The organism is Xanthomonas sp. NCPPB 3442, from assembly GCF_056725145.1.
Genome location: NZ_CM161514.1, coordinates 4,996,126 through 5,015,329, shown reverse-complemented (window position 1 = coordinate 5,015,329; position 19,204 = coordinate 4,996,126). Strand labels below are relative to the sequence as shown.

14 protein-coding genes are annotated in these 19,204 nt (G+C 65.4%); 11 read left to right on the top strand and 3 right to left on the bottom strand.

Annotated elements, in window-relative coordinates; all coding sequences use genetic code 11:
- Positions 1 to 242: 242 nt before the first annotated feature.
- From rpmH to mnmE, 5 genes are all read left to right on the top strand, one after another.
- Complete coding sequence (gene rpmH, locus AC1POX_RS21615; protein ID WP_002805908.1) at positions 243 to 383, top strand: 50S ribosomal protein L34; 141 nt, start codon at positions 243 to 245, stop codon at positions 381 to 383.
- Positions 384 to 421: 38 nt separating this feature from the next.
- Entirely contained in the window at positions 422 to 859 is a 438-nt protein-coding gene (rnpA, locus tag AC1POX_RS21610; RefSeq protein WP_007968218.1) for a ribonuclease P protein component, read from the top strand.
- Positions 860 to 884: 25 nt separating this feature from the next.
- Positions 885 to 2,609: a membrane protein insertase YidC gene (gene yidC, locus AC1POX_RS21605; protein WP_008573001.1), complete on the top strand. Its 1,725-nt coding sequence runs from the start codon at positions 885 to 887 to the stop codon at positions 2,607 to 2,609.
- Between the two features lie 85 nt (positions 2,610 to 2,694).
- A complete protein-coding gene (locus AC1POX_RS21600) occupies positions 2,695 to 5,397 on the top strand; it encodes a polysaccharide deacetylase family protein (RefSeq protein WP_372356594.1) in 2,703 nt (900 codons plus the stop codon).
- A 156-nt stretch (positions 5,398 to 5,553) separates the two neighbouring features.
- Positions 5,554 to 6,894: a tRNA uridine-5-carboxymethylaminomethyl(34) synthesis GTPase MnmE gene (gene mnmE, locus AC1POX_RS21595; protein WP_372356593.1), complete on the top strand. Its 1,341-nt coding sequence runs from the start codon at positions 5,554 to 5,556 to the stop codon at positions 6,892 to 6,894.
- Positions 6,895 to 7,057: 163 nt separating this feature from the next.
- On the opposite strand, the gene AC1POX_RS21590 is transcribed toward mnmE, so the two are convergent.
- Complete coding sequence (locus AC1POX_RS21590; protein WP_008573006.1) at positions 7,058 to 7,915, bottom strand: acid phosphatase; 858 nt, start codon at positions 7,913 to 7,915, stop codon at positions 7,058 to 7,060.
- Between the two features lie 192 nt (positions 7,916 to 8,107).
- On the opposite strand from AC1POX_RS21590, the gene AC1POX_RS21585 reads away from it, so the two are divergent.
- Positions 8,108 to 10,408, top strand: coding sequence for a TonB-dependent receptor (locus AC1POX_RS21585; protein ID WP_277575529.1), 2,301 nt, complete (start codon positions 8,108 to 8,110; stop codon positions 10,406 to 10,408).
- Between the two features lie 239 nt (positions 10,409 to 10,647).
- Positions 10,648 to 11,748 (top strand): glycerophosphodiester phosphodiesterase, encoded by a 1,101-nt coding sequence (locus tag AC1POX_RS21580; RefSeq protein ID WP_372356592.1) that lies wholly within the window; start codon positions 10,648 to 10,650, stop codon positions 11,746 to 11,748.
- Between the two features lie 123 nt (positions 11,749 to 11,871).
- Here AC1POX_RS21580 and AC1POX_RS21575 read toward each other — a convergent pair whose 3' ends face one another.
- Complete coding sequence (locus AC1POX_RS21575; protein WP_372356591.1) at positions 11,872 to 12,660, bottom strand: rhomboid family intramembrane serine protease; 789 nt, start codon at positions 12,658 to 12,660, stop codon at positions 11,872 to 11,874.
- A gap of 399 nt (positions 12,661 to 13,059) precedes the next feature.
- Complete coding sequence (locus AC1POX_RS21570; RefSeq protein ID WP_109290573.1) at positions 13,060 to 14,016, bottom strand: TerC family protein; 957 nt, start codon at positions 14,014 to 14,016, stop codon at positions 13,060 to 13,062.
- 264 nt (positions 14,017 to 14,280) lie between these two features.
- On the opposite strand from AC1POX_RS21570, the gene AC1POX_RS21565 reads away from it, so the two are divergent.
- From AC1POX_RS21565 to AC1POX_RS21550, 4 genes are all read left to right on the top strand, one after another.
- Positions 14,281 to 15,447 carry a class I SAM-dependent rRNA methyltransferase gene (locus AC1POX_RS21565; RefSeq protein WP_372356590.1) on the top strand — a complete coding sequence of 389 codons (1,167 nt, stop codon included), beginning with the start codon at positions 14,281 to 14,283 and terminating at the stop codon, positions 15,445 to 15,447.
- Between the two features lie 118 nt (positions 15,448 to 15,565).
- Positions 15,566 to 15,886: a hypothetical protein gene (locus tag AC1POX_RS21560; protein WP_003482258.1), complete on the top strand. Its 321-nt coding sequence runs from the start codon at positions 15,566 to 15,568 to the stop codon at positions 15,884 to 15,886.
- Positions 15,887 to 16,166: 280 nt separating this feature from the next.
- Entirely contained in the window at positions 16,167 to 17,420 is a 1,254-nt protein-coding gene (locus AC1POX_RS21555; protein WP_008573114.1) for a dipeptidase, read from the top strand.
- 467 nt (positions 17,421 to 17,887) lie between these two features.
- Positions 17,888 to 19,198 carry an MFS transporter gene (locus tag AC1POX_RS21550; protein ID WP_372356589.1) on the top strand — a complete coding sequence of 437 codons (1,311 nt, stop codon included), beginning with the start codon at positions 17,888 to 17,890 and terminating at the stop codon, positions 19,196 to 19,198.
- The last annotated feature ends 6 nt before the right edge of the window (positions 19,199 to 19,204 follow it).

Here is a 19,204-nt window from a genome sequence, read left to right as displayed (position 1 = left end):
CAACGTGTGATCATCTGTTGCCGGCCGCGGGGCGCAGAAAAGCGCCGTGCTCGCAGCCCGGTAGTGAAAAGAGGATGGACCAGACTAGCACCGAGGGCAGGGTTTTCCCAGAGTTATTCACAGGGCCATCCACAGGCCGCCGCCGTCCTCTTCCGCGGTAAGGCAAGCAGGGTGTTGACCCGCGGCGCAGCAGGCCTATAGAATTGCCGGTTCTATTCATCTCCATTCATGCAGAGGGCCCCATGGCCACCAAGCGTACTTTCCAACCCAGCAATCTCAAGCGAGCACGCGACCATGGCTTCCGCGCACGTATGGCAACCGCCGACGGCCGCAAGATCCTGGCTCGCCGCCGCGCCAAGGGCCGCAAGCGCCTGAGCGCTTGATTGCCGCGCCGCTCCCTGCGGCCGAGGCAGTCCCTACCGTGAACGCATCGAACCCGTGCAGGCGATTTCCTCGCTCTGCGCGGGTTCGTACGCGTGCGCAATATACGATCGTTTTCGATACTGCACGTCGCACCTCGGACCCACTTCTAAGCCTGCACTGGCGCACCGGCGATACACCGCCGCGCCTGGGCATGGCCGTGTCGCGCAAGGTCGATACGCGCGCGGTTGGACGTAACCGCATCAAACGTGTGCTGCGCGATGCCATGCGGCATCTATTGCCCGAGCTGGCCGGTGGTGACTACGTCATCGTGGCGCGCTCGGCGGCGGCAAAAGCGACCAATCCACAGATCCGCGATGCCTTCGTGCGTCTGCTGCGCCGTGCCGGCGCATTGCCCCTGCCTGCTGCGCCCGGCACAATGCCGCCCGCCAGGACGGTGCGCCCATCCTCCCCTTCCCCGACAGAGCCGGAACTGTAGTTCCGACTGAGCGAGTTGCTGCCCGATGAACCAGACCCGTGTTTTCCTGATTTTTGCCTGGCTGATGGTCGCGGCGTTGCTGTGGATGGAGTGGGGCAAGGACAAGGCGGCTGCCAATGCGCCGGTGGCCGCGGCGACCCAGGCGGTGCCGGCGGCGCGCGATCCGGATGCGGCAGCGCCGAGCGCGGCCAATGTGCCTTCGGCCCAGCCCATTCCGCAGGCCGGCGCGCCGGGCACGGTGCCGGCGACCAGCAGCACTGCGGCAACACCGGCTGCAGCCGGCGCTGCGCCGGTGGTGACCCTGACCTCGGATGTGCTGCGCCTGAAGCTGGATGGCCGCAGCGTGCTCGATGCCGAGCTGCTGCAATTCCCGCAGACCAAGGACGGCACCGCGCCGGTCAGCCTGCTGACCGAAGATCCGGCGCACCCGTATAACGCCACCAGCGGCTGGGCCAGCGAGCATTCGCCGGTGCCGGGTGTAGGCGGCTTCCGCGCCGAGCAGCCGGGCACGACGTTCGAAATGGCCAAGGGCCAGAACACGCTGGTGGTGCCGTTCGTCTGGAATGGCCCCGACGGCGTCTCGATCCGTCGCACCTTTACCCTGGAGCGCGGCCGCTATGCCATCTCGATCAAGGACGAGGTGATCAACAAGAGTGGCGCGCCGTGGAACGGCTACGTGTTCCGGAAGCTGAGCCGGGTGCCGACCATCCTCAGCCGCGGCATGACCAATCCGGATTCCTTCAGCTTCAATGGCGCGACCTGGTACAGCCCGCAGGAAGGCTACGAGCGCCGTGCGTTCAAGGATTACATGGACGACGGAGGCCTGAATCGCCAGATCACCGGCGGCTGGGTGGCGCTGCTGCAGCACCACTTCTTCACCGCGTGGATTCCGCAGAAGGACCAGGCCTCGCTGTACGTGCTGGCCCAGGACGGCCCGCGCGACGTGGCCGAGTTGCGTGGCCCGGCCTTCACCGTGGCGCCTGGCCAAACCGCCAGCACCGAAGCGCGCCTGTGGGTGGGCCCGAAGCTGGTCAGCCTGATCGCCAAGGAAGACGTCAAGGGCCTGGACCGCGTGGTCGATTACAGCCGCTTCTCGATCATGGCCATCATCGGCCAGGGCCTGTTCTGGGTGCTGAGCCATCTGCACAGCTTCCTGCACAACTGGGGCTGGGCCATCATCGGCCTGGTGGTCCTGCTGCGCCTGGCGCTGTATCCGCTGTCGGCTGCCCAGTACAAGTCCGGTGCCAAGATGCGCCGCTTCCAGCCGCGCCTGGCGCAGCTCAAGGAGCGCTACGGCGACGATCGCGTCAAGTACCAGCAGGCGACGATGGAGCTGTTCAAGAAGGAAAAGATCAACCCGATGGGCGGCTGCCTGCCGCTGCTGATCCAGATGCCGATCTTCTTCGCGCTGTACTGGGTGCTGGTGGAGTCGGTGGAACTGCGCCAGGCGCCGTGGCTGGGCTGGATCCAGGATCTGACTGCGCGCGACCCGTACTTCATCCTGCCGCTGCTCAACATCTCGATCATGTGGGCGACGCAGAAGCTGACCCCGACCCCGGGCATGGACCCGATGCAGGCCAAGATGATGCAGTTCATGCCGCTGGTGTTCGGCGTCATGATGGCCTTCATGCCGGCCGGCCTGGTGCTGTACTGGGTGGTCAACGGCGGGCTGGGCCTGTTGATCCAGTGGTGGATGATCCGCCAGCACGGCGAGAAGCCGAGCAAGATCATCCAGGCCAACGCCAAGTAAGTTCAAGAAGGCCCGCCGCAAGGCGGGCTTTCTGCATGTCAGCCCGCATTGAGTGCCTGTTGTCTCTTTCGCCAAGGACGCCGTCGTGACCACATCGCCGTTGCATCGCCTGTTGCTGTGCGCAAGTTGCGTGGGAGTGCTGGCGTTGGCCGGCTGCGGCACGCAGGACGCCAGCGATGCTGCCGGCGCTGCGAAGCCCGCGGCTGCAACGAGCGCTGGCACGCAGGCGGACAAGACCGGGAACGCCACCGGTGCATTGATCGCTCAACTGCGCGAACAGCTGGACCGGCACCGCCGCATCATCGTGCTGCTGGCCGATGAGGACAAACAAACGCCACGCGATCGCGCCACCTCCAGCAGCGTGGGCCAGCAGTTGTTTCATGAAAACCTGGAGCAGCGCGAACGCATTGCCGCATCGTTGGACACGATTCTGGCTTCCAAGGATGCACGCCGGTTCGCGACGATTGCCGCAGTGCTGGACGAGGTGGAATCTGCGTCGGATCTGTTCGATGCCGACCGCCTGGCATTTGCCGAGGTGCTGCGCGATCTGCATGCGCGCATCGGCCGCGACTCTGCATTGCCGGCGGTGAAACTGCATCAGCGCATCGGCGAGGATCTGGAGGCGCTGGACGAGATCGAGCGCAGCTACAACAAGGAGTTGACGCAGATCTTCAGCCGTTTCGATCGCAGCCGCGCCATCGTGCCCAAGCGCGAGAAATGGGGCGACTACGTGGCGCAGTTGCGCACGCTCTATACGCGCGAGAACATCCTGCGCGACCATGGCGTGGTCGAGCCGTACCCGTTCGCCGCGCGCGACAGCGACAGCGAAGTGTTCGGCCGCGACCTGCCGCCCAAGACAGTGGTGCTCACCTTCGACGATGGCCCGCACAAGGCCTATACCGAAGAGATCGTGGCGATTCTCAAACGCTACGATGTGCCAGGCGTGTTCTTCGAAGTGGGACGCAACCTCGGCAGCATGGATGCCAACGGCAAACCGCAACTTGCGCCGCTGTCGAAGATCAGTCATTCGCTGATGGAAGAAGGCTATGCGGTGGGGAACCACAGCCTGACCCACGCACAGTTGTCCAAGACCACCGGCGATGCACTGCGTCGCCAGGTTCTGGATACCGACACCTTGCTGCGTGCAGTGGACGACAAGCGCGCGCCGCTGTTCCGGTTTCCATATGGCGCACGCAATGCGGAAGGCTTGCAGCTGCTGGGCGAAGCGGGCCTGAAATCGATCATGTGGAACATCGACTCGCTGGACTGGGCCGATCCGGTGCCGGAATCCATCGTGCAACGCGTGCTCGATCAAGTGAACAAGGAGCAGCGCGGCATCGTGCTGTTTCATGACATCCACGACCGCGCAGTGAAGGCGCTGCCGCAGATTCTGGATCGTCTGATCGCCGACGGTTACCAGTTCGCCGGCTGGAATGGCCGCGAGTTCTCGGTCGCGCGCGCACCCGGCGCGGCGGCCGATGCCACGGTGACCACCGGCTATGCGAAATCGTGGGCGATCGTGATCGGCATCGACGACTACGCGCATTGGCCCAAGCTGGAATATGCGGCCAACGATGCGCAGGCGATTGCCAGTACCCTGACCGGGCCGTTGGGGTTTCCGTCCTCGCAAGTGATCGTGCTCAAGGACGGGCAGGCCACGCGCAACAATATCCTGGCCGCATTCCACGACCGCCTCGGCGAAGGCCGTGCACAAACCAACGACCGGGTGTTCGTGTTCTTTGCCGGGCATGGCGCCACACGACGGCTCGCTTCCGGTCGCGATCTGGGTTACATCATTCCGGTCGACTCGGACCCGCAGCATCTGGCCAGCGATGCGATCGCAATGAGCGATTTGCAGAACATCGCCGAAAGCCTGCAGGCCAAGCACGTCTTGTTCGTGATGGATGCGTGCTACAGCGGGCTGGGATTGACGCGTGGCGGGCCGACGTCCAGCGCGTATCTGCGCGAGAACGCGCGGCGCATCGCGCGCCAGATGCTCACCGCCGGCGGCGCCGATCAACAGGTGGCCGATAGCGGGCCCAATGGGCATTCGGTGTTCACCTGGGTGCTGTTGCAGGCATTGGCTGGCAAGGGCGACCTCAATGGCGATGGCTTGATCACCGGAACCGAACTGGCCGCGTACGTGGCGCCCGCGGTGTCGGCAGTCTCGGCGCAGACGCCGGCCTTCGGCAGCCTGCCCGGTTCGCAAGGCGGCGAATTCGTGTTCCAGGTTCCCAGCGGCGAAGAATTTCTCACTGCGCAGACCGCGCAGCTGTCGGCCGATGCGATTGCGCTCAACTCACGCGTGGACGCAGCGCGCCCTGTGCCGGCCGCAGCCGGTGTGGCAGTGGCTGCAGTGCCGGTGACGGTGAAGACACTGCAAGGTGGCCAGGTCACGCTGGTGTTGCCCACCGCAGCGAAGAGCAGCGATCGCCAACGTGCACAACTGGCCAACGAACGCGGCCTGCAGTTGTACAAGGAAAAGCGCTATGCCGATGCGGCCGAGCAATTTGCCGAGGCACTGAAGCTGCGTCCGGATTTCGCGCTGGCGGCCAACAACCTGGGCTTTGTGTATTACCGTCAGGGGCGCTTTGCCGAATCGGCGCGCTGGCTGGAAAATACCTTGAAGATCGATCCCTCGCGCGCGGTGGCCTATCTCAATCTCGGCGATGCATATGCCAAGGCAGGCGATCGCGACAAGGCGCGCAAGGCCTATGCCACCTACCTGGAATTGCAGCCGCAAGGCAGTGGTGCCGAGCAGGCGCGCGCACAGCTGCAATCGTTGTGACCGGACGCGCGACACGACATGGCGTGCAGACGCCAGACAGCGCGGATGTCGTCATGGGAGGTGATTCAAAAGTGCCCGCAAATATGTGGGTCGGCGTTGTTGACTGCGCCGTTTAAACTACAGGTGTCCTTTTTCAATCCACGTAGAGCAGTGCCCATGTCGTCTTCCGCTTCGACCATCGTTGCCATCGCCAGTGCTGCCGGAATCGGCGGCGTGGGCATCGTGCGCCTGTCCGGGGCGCAGTCGGTGCAGATCGCAGCGCAACTGGGAATTGCGCGGATGCAGCCGCGGCATGCGCACTACGCGCGTTTTCGCGACGGGCAGGGCGCCATCATCGACGATGGCATTGCGCTGTGGTTCAACGCGCCGCACAGCTTTACCGGCGAAGACGTCGTCGAGCTGCAAGGCCATGGCAGCCCGGTGCTGTTGCGGCAACTGGTTGCCCGTTGCATCGAACTGGGTGCCCGCCAGGCACGCGCCGGTGAATTCAGTGAGCGTGCATTTCTCAACGGCAAGCTCGATCTTGCGCAGGCCGAAGCGATCGCCGACCTGATCGCAGCCGGCGACCTGCGGGCGGCACGCGCCGCGCGGCGCGCACTGGACGGGGTGTTTTCGCGACGGGTCGATGCGGTGGCGGACACCCTGACCCGCCTGCGTATCCACGTGGAAGCGGCCATCGACTTTGCCGACGAGCCGCTCGACACCTTGGGCGGCAACCAACTACGCGATGGTCTGGGTCAGGCGCGCAACGTGCTCGCCCAGCTGCTGCGCGATGCCGAACGCGGACGCAAGTTGCGCGACGGCCTGCATGCGGTGTTGATCGGTCCGCCCAACGCCGGCAAGAGTTCCTTGCTCAATGCGCTGGCCGGTAGCGACCGGGCGATCGTCACCGATGTCGCCGGCACCACCCGCGACACCTTGCACGAAGCCATCCAGCTCGACGGCTTCGAGTTGACCCTGGTCGATACCGCCGGCCTGCGCGATGGCGGCGATGCGATCGAACGCGAAGGCATGCGCCGTGCACGCGCCGAGCTGGAGCGCGCGGACCTGGCACTGGTGGTGCTGGATGCACGCGACCCGCAGGCCGCCCGCGATGCCATTGGCGATGCCATCGATGCCGTGCCGCGTCAGCTGTGGATCCACAACAAATGCGATCTGCTCGGCAATGCCGCATCGCTCGATGCCGATGCGATCGCTGTCTCTGCCGTGACCGGACAAGGACTGGAGCAATTGCACATCCGCCTGCGCGCGCTTGCGCTCGGCGATGGCGTGGACAGCGTCGAGGGCGAATTCTCTGCCCGCACGCGGCATGTGCAGGCGCTGCGTCGCGCCGAACAACACGTGGACGCTGCCGATCTGGAACTGGGTTTCGAGCAGCTGGAACTGGCTGCCGAAGAACTGCGCCTGGCGCATGAAGCACTCGGCGAGATCACCGGAAAGCTCAGTGCCGATGACCTGCTCGGCAAGATCTTCTCGAGTTTTTGCATCGGCAAGTGATGCGGCGATGCCCAGCGCGATGAGGCGCGCGGGAACCGTCGGAACCGGGCCGCACCCAGACGCAGCTGCCGCCGCACATCATCTGCGTGGACGGCGATGCGGGCGCAACCTCTCGCACATCGTCCGAGCACCGCAGGCGCATCGGCCATGCGCTTGCGGTGGACTACAGCACCCCAGGCAATGCGGTCCCTAGCGCTTGGTTTTCCGCGTTGCACGCAGCCACCGAGGACGCAGCCGGCTGCTTGGCCTGCGCCTGTTCGATCTCGCGGCGTGCGGCGGCCAGGTCTTTTTCGAACGCAGGATTGGCGTGCAATGCGGCGACCGTGGCAGCGCCTACCACGCGGCCCTGGGTGACATCGCTCTGCCAGTGCACGTTGCAGACCAGGCGGCTGTCGCCGAAGGCGCGGCCGCGCGCGAGCAGGGCGTCGCGGTGGGCGGGGGCGATTTCGGACAGGATCAGGCCCCAGGTCCAGCCGATGGCGGTGTGGCCGGAGGGGTAGGAACCGTTCTTGCGCAGGGCCGTGTCATCGGCCGGGGTGCACATCGGTTGCGCGTTGCGCATGAAAGGACGCGGGCGTTGATAGCGTGCCTTGGCGGCGCTGGTCGCGGTGCTGGCATCGCGCATGCTGCGTTCGAGCAGACGGATCAGATGCGGGGTGCTTGTCTGGTCGATCTGTATGCCGAGCGCGCAGCTGAAGTGCGTGGCCGCAGCCGGAAAGCTCAGCACCGCGTCCTGCGCGGCCAGCTCCCAGCGCGGTGTCCCGCGCAGGGCGAGCATGGCCTTGGCGACTGCCTCGTCGTTGGCGAGCGCAGCGCTGCCCTCCTGCGGTGGCGGTGGCACCAGCTGCACGCTGTCGGGCAGTTGTTGTTTCTCCAGGTACCCATGCGCATCGGTGGCGAGCACCGAATCTTTCGCGGCTGCCTTGTCCCGTGCACTTGCGATGCCGCTGCCGATCAACAATGCGGCGATGGCAACGCTGACCAGCGTCCGGTGAGAGTGGCAAGCAATGCGCTGCGACATGGCAACCTCAGACAACACGAATGGAAGAGCCCGCAGATTACGACGGCTCGATGACAGCTGCATGCCAACGCGACGCAGCAACGGCCAGGGATGCGAAACGGTTGTCGTTGCACTGTCATGTTTCGGTCGCATCGACGCAAGACAACTGTCGCACGCTTGCCGCCATCTTTTGACTCGTCCCCAACGCCGCTCATGCCCAAGACCCATCAGTTAAGTGCCGCCGTTCTCGCCGCGCTCGTGCTCGCGCCTGCCGCTTACGCCGCCGACCCTGAGGTGTCTGCCGATACCGGTGCGACCGTGCAGCAACTCGATGCGGTGTCGGTGATCGGCCAGGGCGAAACCCGCCAGGTGCAGCGCATCACCCCGCAGGACATTGCGGTGCTGCCGCCGGGCACCAGCATCCAGAAGCTGCTCAACCGCATGCCGGGCGTAAACGTGCAATCCAACGATGCGTTCGGTGCCAACGAAGAATCGCAGACGATCAGCCTGCGCGGCTTCAACGGTACGCGCCTGGGCTATACGCTCGACGGCCTGCCGCTGGGCGACAACGCCTATGGCAACTACAACGGCCTCAACATCAGCCGCGCATTGATTGCGGAAAACTTCGGTGGCGTGGAGCTGGCCTCGGGCATCGGTGCGTTGGGCACGGCGTCGACCAGCAACCTGGGCGGCACCATCCAGTATTACTCGGCCGATCCGTCCAGCGTATTCGGCGGGCAGGTGTCGCAGACGGTGGGCTCCGATACCAATCGGCGCACCTTCCTGCGCGTGGATACCGGCGATTACAACGGGTTTTCGGCGTATGTGTCCGGCATCGATGCCGAAGCCGACATGTGGGCGCGCCCGGAATCGCCGACCACCACGCGGCAGTTCAATGCCAAGGGCGTTTACCAGTTCGATGGCGGCAAGCTGACCGCATTCGCCGATACCTCGCGTACTTCGCAGGCCGACTATGCGTACCTGTCCAAGAGCGGCATGGCGCGCGGCCTGGGCTGGGACTGGAATCTGTACGCGCCGGACTGGAACCGCGCATTGGCTGCGGCGTATTGCGCACCGGCCACGCGCAATGCCGCGCGTTGCGGTTTCAGCGGCGGTGTCGACAACATCGACGATGCGTACTACCAGAGCCGCGCCTTGCGCGATGACGACCTGTTCTACGTGGCCGGCGATTTCCAGCCCAACGATGCGATCAGCCTGCACACGCAGGTCTATCACCATGAAAACAAGGGCCAGGGCCACTGGTGGTCGCCGGGCCAGGCGTCCAATCCGGGTACGCCGCAGGCATTGCCGATTTCCATCCGCAGCACCAATTACTGGATCAACCGCACCGGCGGCATCGCTTCGCTCGGTTGGGACCTTGGCCCGCATCATCTTGAAGCGGGCCTGTGGTACGAGCGCAATCATCACGATGTGGAGCGCAATTTCTACTGGATCGATGGTCCGGTCAGCGACGACAAGTTCCTTCAGAATCCCAATCGCCGTTTGTTCTCGCAGAACTACATCATCACCACGCGGCAGTTCTACGTGCAGGGCAATTTCAAGTTCCTGGATGAGCGTCTGAGCCTGGACCTGGGCATCAAGAGCCCAAGCACCGAAATGACCGCGCGCGAGACGCCGGGCGTGGCAGTGGAAGCGCCGGTGGCCACCGGTTCGCTCAAGGCCAGCGAATCGGTGTTGCCGCAGATCGGCGTGGGCTATCGCCTGGCCGAAGGCCAGGAAGTGTTCGCCTCGTACGCGGAAAACATCGCCGCGTTCCAGGGCGGCGGCGCCGGTGGCCCGTTGTTGGTGACCCAGGCCTCGTTCGATGCCAGCGTCGGCGCATTGGAGCCGGAGAAATCGCGCACGCTGGAAGCCGGCTATCGCTTCGTGCGCGACCGCTTCGAAGCCTCGCTGGTCGGCTACGACGTCACCTTCGATAACCGCCTGCTTTCGCTCAACCCCTGCGCCAGCATCCAGCAGGGCACCACGCCCGCATGCACCACGCGCTTCTTCAACGTGGGCTCGGTGAGCAGCCGCGGCGGCGAACTGACGGTGATCTGGAAGCCGACCAGCTACCTGCAGTGGTACAACTCGGCCTCGATCAACCGTTCGACCTACGACGACAACTACGTGCAGAACGGCGTGGTGATTCCCACCGCCGGCAAATACACCGTCGACACGCCCAAGCGCATGTTCGCCAGCGAACTGGCCTTCAATTACGGGCCGTGGAATCTCAACCTGCGCGGCAAGTACACCGGCCAGCGCTACTACACCTATACCAACGACCAGGGCTTCGGCGGCTACACCGCCTTCGATGCGGGCGGTGGTTATGACTTCGGCCAGGTTGGCGTGCTGCAGGGGCTCAAGCTTTCGCTCAATGTCACCAACCTCACCGACAAGCGTTACGCCTCCAACCTGACGGCCTTCGCCAATAGCGATCCCAACGGCCGCCAGCTGGCCTTCCATGCCAGTGCGCCGCGGCAGGTGTTCTTGACGCTGGATGCGAAGTTCTGAGGAGGGGAATCGGGATTGGGAATCATAAGAGCCGGTCTTGCGGTTGCTTACCGAATTCCGGTTTCCATCGACGCAGACAGTTTTAGGCTGGCGAACAAGACGTCGCGAGTGATGTTCCGGCGGGTGCTGACGATGCAGCGGAAGCGGGATGTACAGTCGTACCTCCCGCGCCGCCTATCGACCAGACTCGCCCGGCGGTCAGGCGTCGATTCGGTACCTGTTTTTCGTTGGAGAGATGCATGATGCAGTTCGGTCGTATCTGGTTGGTGGGAGCGATGATGGTTGGCATGAACGGCCCGGCAGTTGCCGAAGCGCCGCTGGCCAAGACGGTGCAGATCTTTGCGCACCGCGGCGCCAGTGCGCTGCGTCCGGAACACACCCTGGCCTCCTATGCCAAAGCCATTGTCGATGGCGCCGATTTTGTCGAGCCGGATCTGGTGTCCACCAAGGATGGCGTACTGATCGCGCGGCACGAGAACGAGATCGGCGGCACCACCGATGTGGCCAGCCACCCGGAATTCGCTGCGCGCAAGACCCGCAAGACCATCGATGGCCAGGCAATGGACGGCTGGTTCACCGAGGACTTTACGCTGGCCGAATTGAAGACCTTGCGCGCACGCGAGCGCTTGCCGCAGTTGCGTGGCACGCGCTGGGATGGCCAGTTCCAGATCGTGACCTTGGACGAGATCATCGATTTCGTTGCGGCCGAATCTGCCGCGACCGGCCGCACGATCGGGCTGATTCCGGAGATCAAGCATCCCAGCTATTTCAAGGCGCTGGGCCTGCCGATGGAAGACAAGGTGCTGGCCACCTTGCAGGCGCATGCCTATACCCGGACTGCGCCGGTGATCATCCAGTCGTTCGAGACCGGCAACCTGCGCTATCTGCGCGACAAGATCGGGCGCACCAGCAACATCGGCCTGCTGCAGTTGCTCGGGGGCGCGCAGATGGCGCTGCCCGATGCCGGCACGGGCGATGCGCCGAAGACCTACGGGCAGATGATCACGCCCGACGGCCTGAAGCAGGTCGCACGCTATGCCGATGCGATCGGCCCCGACATCCGCAGCATCATCCCGCTGGATGCGCAGCAACGTTTGGGCGCGCCCACCAGCCTGGTGCACGACGCGCATGCGGCGGGGTTGCAGGTGCAGCCGTATACGTTCCGTCCGGAAAATTATTTTCTGGCCGCCAACAACCGCAGCGGCGGCGCGGTGACCGAGCGCAACGACGCCGGCGCGTTGGTCGAGTTGAAGGCGTATCTGGATGCGGGCATCGATGCGTTCTTTGCCGACGACCCGGGCCTGGCGCGGCGCGCATTGAGCGGGCACACCTCGCGCTAATCAGCATCTGTAGGAGCGCGCCAGAGCGCGACGGGCTCTAGCGGTACAGCCCGTCGCGCGCAGGCACGCGCCCACGCAGGGCAGCGCAGCGCGATCGACCGAGTCGTGGTTGCCTGATCCGTCTCAGGTACCCGGCGGCCGTTCGCGCGGCGGGAAATGCAGCACCACGCTCTGCGAGCCATCGTCCTGGCGCTGCCACAGCACCGGCACCTGACGCGGCGGTGGCGGTTCCAGCATCGCGTGTTCGGAGTTGCTCACCTCCCAGGCAGCGTCTTCGTCCTCGTCTTCCCAGCTGTAGCGCGGCTTGGCCTGTTGCGGGTCGCGCAGGCGCAGCAGCAGGGCGGCGATCAGGCCGGCCACCGCACCGCCCAGATGCGATTGCCAGGACACGCCGGCTTCGTGCGGCAGGATGGTCATCAGCATGCCGCCGTAGAACAGGAAGGCGATCATGCTGGTGGCGATCGCGGGGCGGTCGCGGCGCAGCAGGCCCAGCACAAACACCAGGAACATCAGCCCGTGGGTCACGCCGCTGGCGCCCAGATGCCGGCTGCCGGGTTCGCCCAGCAGCCATGCGCCCAGGCCCGAGCCCAGCCACAACAGCGGCAGCGCCATGACGGTGGCACGCGGATACACGCTGCCGGCCAGCGTGCCCAGGATCAGCAGCGCCGCGGCGTTGGCGCCCAGGTGGGCCAGCGAACCATGCAGCAGCGGTGCGGTGAGGATGCCGCGCAGGCCGTCGGCCTGCAGCGGTGCCACCGCCCAGGCGCGCCAGTCGAACATGCCCTGGGCGGTGAACACCGCCACCAGCAGCAGCACGGCGGCCAGGCTCACATTGAAGGCGCGCAAGACCCGGGAACGATCCAGGCGAGCTTGGGCGGTGGTGTCGGCGGCGGCAACAGGATGCGGTGTCATACCTTCACGGATGGCGTCGCGCGGGTTTTTTTACAAGCCTCTCAAACTCGGGATAAGCAGGCCCGGCGGCGGGATAATCCAATCCCGCCGCCGAATCCTGGCGTCGTCTGCCGCGCATGACGCAAGTGGATGAGGCGCGGCACCGCACGTGCCGCGCCATCTGCCATCTGCAAAGTCCACTTCCGGCCGATCTGCAGCTTGGCTGCAGGGCCCTTGCCCGCCCACCATCGCGGGACACGCTGCAAGTACGTCCTTGTAAGCTCTGGCGCGGCATCCATGCCGCTCAAGGTCCCGCGACGGTGGGCGGGCAAGGACCTGTCGAGATGGTCGGTGCGCATGGTTGCCAGCAGTGCAGGCTGCGCCACGATTCCCGATTCCCGAACCACCAATCCCGGCCCCTCAGTGCCCGGCCGGCCTGGGCGGGCGCAGCAGGCTCAGCACGATGGTCGCCACCAGGATCGCAACCACCACGCCCAGCGACACCAGCACCGGGATCTTGTACAGATCGATGATCATCATCTTGATGCCGATGAACACCAGGATCACCGCCAGGCCGTAGGGCAGCAGGTGGAAGCGGTCGGCCATGCCGGCCAGCAGGAAGAACATCGCGCGCAGGCCCAGCACCGCGAACACGTTGGAGGTGAGCACGATGAACGGGTCGGTGGTGATCGCGAAGATCGCCGGGATGCTGTCCACCGCGAAGATCACATCGATCACCGCGATCAAAATCAGCACCACGAACAGCGGCGTAAACCAGCGCTTGCCGTCCTTGATCACGCTGAGCAGGTTGCCGTGGTACTGCGGGCTCAGGCGCAGGTGCCCGCGCATCCAGCGCAGCACCGGGTTGGCTTCCAGATCCGGCTCCTTGCCGGCGGAGAACCACATCTTGATGCCGGTCAGCAGCAGGAACGCACCGAACACGTAGAGCAGCCAATGGAACTTGGCCAGCAGCATCGAGCCGGCAAAGATCATGATCGCGCGCAGCACGATCGCGCCCAGCACGCCGATGATCAGCACGCGCTGGCGCTGTTCTTCGGGCACGCCGAAGTAGGTCATCACCATCAGGAAGACGAAGATGTTGTCGACCGCCAGGGATTTTTCCACCAGGTAGCCGGTGAGGAACTGCAGCCCGATCTGGTCGGCCTGGACGTCGCCGACGCTGCCTTGCAGGTACCACCACAGCCCGGCATTGAAGGCCAGCGCCAGCAGCACCCAACCGATGCTCCACCAGGTGGCCTCCTTGAAGGTGACCTTGTGGGCGCCGCCGTGGCGCATCAGCACCAGATCGATCAGCAGCGCGGCGATCACCACCACCGCGAAGCCACCCCATAACCACACGTTGCCAATGGTTTGCATAAGAATCCCGAAAAAAGTGAAAGCGGCCTGGACAGCCGGCGGGCTGAGGCCTTGTGACACGGAAATCGTGGATTCCGGGTGACGGACCTTCGCCTGCGCGGCGAAGGTCTCGCTCGCAACCGGCCGGGCCGGTTGCCGTTGCACCGGAGCGCTGCACATGGCGGGCTCGTAATGACGGCGACAACGCTGGGAGCTACTCCCCTTCTGCGCCCGATTCTGCGTGCACGGCGCAGGCACGTCAATCCAGCCGGATACAATGGGCCGATGAATATTCCAGTCCCCGTCGTCCGTCTCAAGAATGCCTGGCGCTCCAGCCACCCGTGGATCTTCCAGAAGCTGGTGGAAAAGCCCGCCGCTAAGCCCAAGCCCGGCACCATCGTCGATGTGGTCGGCGTGGATGGGGAATGGATTGGCCGCGGCTTCTACAACGGCCATTCGCGCATTGCCGTGCGCATCCTGGAAACCGACCAGTCGGTGCCGGTGGATGCGGGCTGGTTCTCGCGCAAGATCGCCGCGGCAGTGAGCCTGCGCCGCGACTGGCTCAAGCTCGATGGCGTGTCCGACGCCTGGCGCGTGGCGCACAGCGAAGGCGATGGCCTGTCCGGCCTGGTGGTGGACCGCTACGGCGACCTGGTGGTGGTGGAGTTCTTCGCCGCCGGCATGTTCCGTCATCGCGAATGGATCTACGAGGCGCTGCGCGAACAGTTCCAGGGCTGCCGCTTCCACAGCTTTGCCGACGAACATGTGCAAAAGCAGGAAAGCTTCGATTTCCACAGCAACACCACCACCGAAGCGGCGGTGATCACCGAGCACGGCATCAAGTTCCGCGCCGACCCGGCCGGTGCGCACAAGACCGGTTTTTTCGCCGACCAGCGCGACAACCGCCAGTGGCTGAGCGAGCAGGTCGAAGGCAAGAGCGTGCTGGACCTGTGCTGCAACACCGGCGGCTTTGCGGTGTATGCCGCCGCGCGCGGTGCGGCCGAAGTGCTGGGCGTGGACATCGACGAAGACGTGATTGCCATTGCCAAGGGCAACGCCAAGCTCAATAACGTGCGGCCCAAGTTCGTGCAGGCCGACATCTTTCCGTGGCTGCGCGATGCGGCCAACCGCGGCGAGCAGTTCGATGTGGTGATCCTGGATCCGGCCAAGATGACCCGCGACCGCGATCAGGTGATTCCGGCGCTGAAGAAATACCTGGACATGAACAAGCTGGCCTTGGGCGTGGTCAAGCCGGGCGGCCTGTTCGCCACCTTCTCGTGCACCGGTCTGGTCGCCGAGCAGGAGTTCCTGGACATGCTGCGGCGCGCGTCGTATTTCTCCGGGCGCACCATTCAGATCCTGAAGGTGGCCGGGGCCGGTCCCGATCATCCGTTCATGGCGCACGTGCAGGAATCGCGCTATCTGAAAGCGGTGTTCTGCCGGGTGATGTAGCAGCGCGTTGCGGCGAAAGACGCCCGCTGCCGTGTGGCAGGCAGCGTCTTTCGCGGCGCGATGCCATCGCCGGCCAGCAGTAGGTCAACGCAGACATGCAACCAGGAGCGGGCAGCCGATGACCTCCAGCGACGAAGACGAACGCAAGGCCCTGCGCCGCTTGCTGCGGCAGATCGAGCGGCCCAATGCCAGCCTGCTGGCCAGCAACTGGCCGGTGTTCGGCGTCTGGCTGCTGTTTTCCGGGGCTTTCATGTATCTGTTCCAGACCGGCGACGGTTCGCCGCTGCACCCGTTGCTGCTGGCGCTGGGCTCGACCTGTCTGGGCGTGTTCGGTGCGTGGATCGTGTTCCGTTCGGTGTGGGCGCGGCAGTGGCCGCATGTGCGCGAACACATCGATGTGGACAGCGTGCGCGCGCGTCTGGCAGAACTGGACGACTGAGCGATGCAGCGCGCGTGGCGGTTTGCGCGCGCTGCCAGGCAGATCAAACCGATCTGCAACGACGAGCGGCCGCCCGCGCCGTGGTTGCCGGCATGGCGGCGTCGCTCAACAGCATCGCGCGTGCGCACGCCATCGGCATCGCCGCAGAACTGCGCTTGCAGCGCGCGTATCGCACGCCACGCCGTGCGGATCGACCGCAGCGCTGCAGCGTCCCACGTGTGGCCGCAGTGCGTGTAGCCAGCCGCTATGATCGGCTCACCCCCACTGCCTGTGAGATCGCATGCACCTGCGTTCGCTTTGCCTGTCTGCCACGTTGTTGCTGGCCGCTGCGCTGCCCGCACATGCGCTGGAGTTTTCCAAGGCCGAACTGGCGCGCGCGACTGCCCTGCAGAAACGCCTGGTCACGCTGGATTCGCATCTGGACACGCCTGCCAATCTGGAACGCGCCGACTTCGACGTCTTGCAGGCGCATGCCGGCAACCGCCTGTCCCAGGTGGATTACCCGCGCATGGTCGAAGGCGCGCTGGATGGTGGGTTCTGGGCGGTCTACACCGGGCAGGGCGATCGCAGTGCAGCCGCGCACCTGGACGATCGCGATGCCGGTCTGCAGCGCCTGCTGAAGATCCACACATTGGTGGCCGCGCAACCGCAGCGTTTTGCACTGGCCACCACGCCGGCCGACGCCGCGCGCATCAAGGCCGCCGGCAAGCGCGTGGTGTACATCAGCATGGAAAACGCCAGCCCGCTGGTAGCCGACCCCACCTTGCTGCGCTTCTATTACGCGCAGGGGCTGCGCTTGATGAGCACCGTGCACTTTCTCAACAACGAGTTCGCCGACTCGGCCACCGACCCCAAGGGCGCGGAGTGGAACGGCCTGAGCCCGGCCGGCAAACAGCTGGTGCAACAGGCGCAGGCGTTGGGCATCGTGATCGATCAATCGCATGCCTCCGATGCGGTGTTCGACCAGTTGATCGCGCTGTCGCCGGTGCCGATCGTGCTCTCGCACAGCGGTGCGCGCGCGGTCTACAACCACCCGCGCAATATCGACGATGCGCGCCTGAAGGTGCTGGCCGCGCATGGCGGGGTGATCCAGGTCAATTCCTACGGCGGCTACCTGGTGGACAGCGGCGCCAGCCCCGAGCGCAAGGCCGCCGAGAAGGCGCTCACCGACCAATACGGCGGCTGGGAGCACGTCAAGATCGCCGACGGTACCAAGCTCAGCGCCGCGCTGAAGGAGCTGGATGCGCGCTACCCGATCAAGCGCGCCACCGAAGAAGACTTCTTCGCGCATCTTGAGCACTTATTGGCAGTGGTCGGGCCCGAGCACGTGGGCATCGGCATGGATTGGGACGGCGGTGGCGGGGTGGTGGGCCTGGAAGATGTCTCCGACCTGCCGCGCATCACCGCGTGGCTGTTGCGCAAGGGCTACACCGAGCAGCAGATCGCCGGCATCTGGGGCGGCAACCTGTTGCGGGTGATGGGCCAGGCGCAGGCGTATGCGGCCGGGAAACGGGAATCGGGAGTGGGGAGGTAGTGCTGGGGGACCAGGGATTCGGGATTCGGGAATCGGGATTCGCAAAGCCGAGGCGGTGTGTCGTGTGGGGCTGGGTGCTGGCCGCCGGCTTGGTTGTGGGTGCAGGGCTGGGGTAGAGGCAGCGTTGCTGCCGCGGGCTCCTTCGCCGGATGGGCTGGTTGGGGCGCGCGGAGTGCGCCGCTAGGTGTCAGCCAAGCGGTGGGTCACGGGGCGCCGTCGCTGCATCGGGGCGGCCAGCCCTGCACCAACAGCATGGTGGCTGTTGCGTTCCGAACCCGGCACACGCCGGGAGCGGTTGCAGTTGATTTGGGCATTTGCACGAAAATTTGCGCGTGTCAGCCCGCAGACAGGCAACACCCTGACGATGATTCCGGGAAAACGCTCAATCTAGAATGCGTCGACCACCTGCCTGGTGTCGGTGCTGCCGCACTGCGCACCGGCTGGCCTTCCGACTGCTGGAGCGTGCGATGACCCAAGCCACCCGGCCCCTGCCGCCCTCCGATGACATGGGTCCGACCTACCGCAAGATCCTGTGGCGGCTGATCCCGTTCCTGTTCGTCTGCTACCTGTTCAATTACCTGGACCGGGTCAACGTGGGCTTTGCCAAGCTGCAGATGCTGGGCGACCTGGGCATGAGCGAGACCGTGTACGGGCTGGGCGCGGGCATTTTCTTCATCGGTTACCTGGCCTGCGGGGTGCCGAGCAATCTGATCCTGCAGCGCATCGGTGCCCGGCGCTGGGTGGCGATCATGATGGTCAGCTGGGGCCTGCTCTCCACCTGCCTGCTGTTCGTGCGCACCCCGGCCGGGTTCTACACCCTGCGCCTGCTCACCGGTGCGGCCGAGGCGGGCTTCTTTCCCGGCATCGTGCTGTACCTGACCCGCTGGTTCCCGCGTGCCCGGCATGGCCGGGTCATGACCGTGTTCATGTCGGCGATCCCGATCTCCGGGGTGCTGGGCGGGCCGTTGTCCGGCTGGATCCTGGATCACTTCTCGGCCGGGCAGGGCGGCCTGGCCGGCTGGCAATGGATGTTCCTGTTGCAGGGCCTGCCGACCGTGTTGCTGGGCATCGGGGTGTGGTTCCTGCTCAGCGACGGCGTGCAACAGGCCAGCTGGCTCAACCCGCAGGAAAAACAGGCCTTGGCACGCGTGCTGGCCGAGGACGAAGCAGGCAAGCCGGCCGGCGCGTCCACCTCGCTGGGCGCAGTGCTGCGCAATCCGGCGGTGTGGCTGCTGGGCACGGTGTACTTCTGCATCCAGAGCGGGGTGTATGCGATCAACTTCTGGCTGCCGTCGATCATCCAGGGCAGCGGTGTCACCGACCCGATCCGCATCGGTCTGATGAGCGCGATCCCGTACCTGGCCGCGGCGGTGTTCATGGTGCTGATGGGCCGTTCGGCCGACCGTCGCGGCGAGCGTCGCTGGCACTTGGTGATTCCGTTGCTGATGGGCGCGGCCGGCCTGTGCATCGCCGCCCGCGTCACCGACAACCTGGGCCTGGCGGTGTTCGGCATGACCCTGGCCACGATGGGGGCGGTCAGCGGCTTGCCGCTGTTCTGGCCGCTGACCAACGGCTTTCTCACCGCCGCCGCCGCGGCTGGTGGGCTGGCGCTGATCAACTCCACCGGCCAGGTCGCCGGCTTCGTCAGCCCGTACCTGGTGGGCTGGATCAAGGACGCCACCCACAGCACCGAGCTGGCGCTGTATGTGCTGGCCGGGGCCATGCTGCTGGGCGCCGCGCTGGTGCTGCGGGTGCCGGCACGCGCGGTGAACCAGTGATGCGTC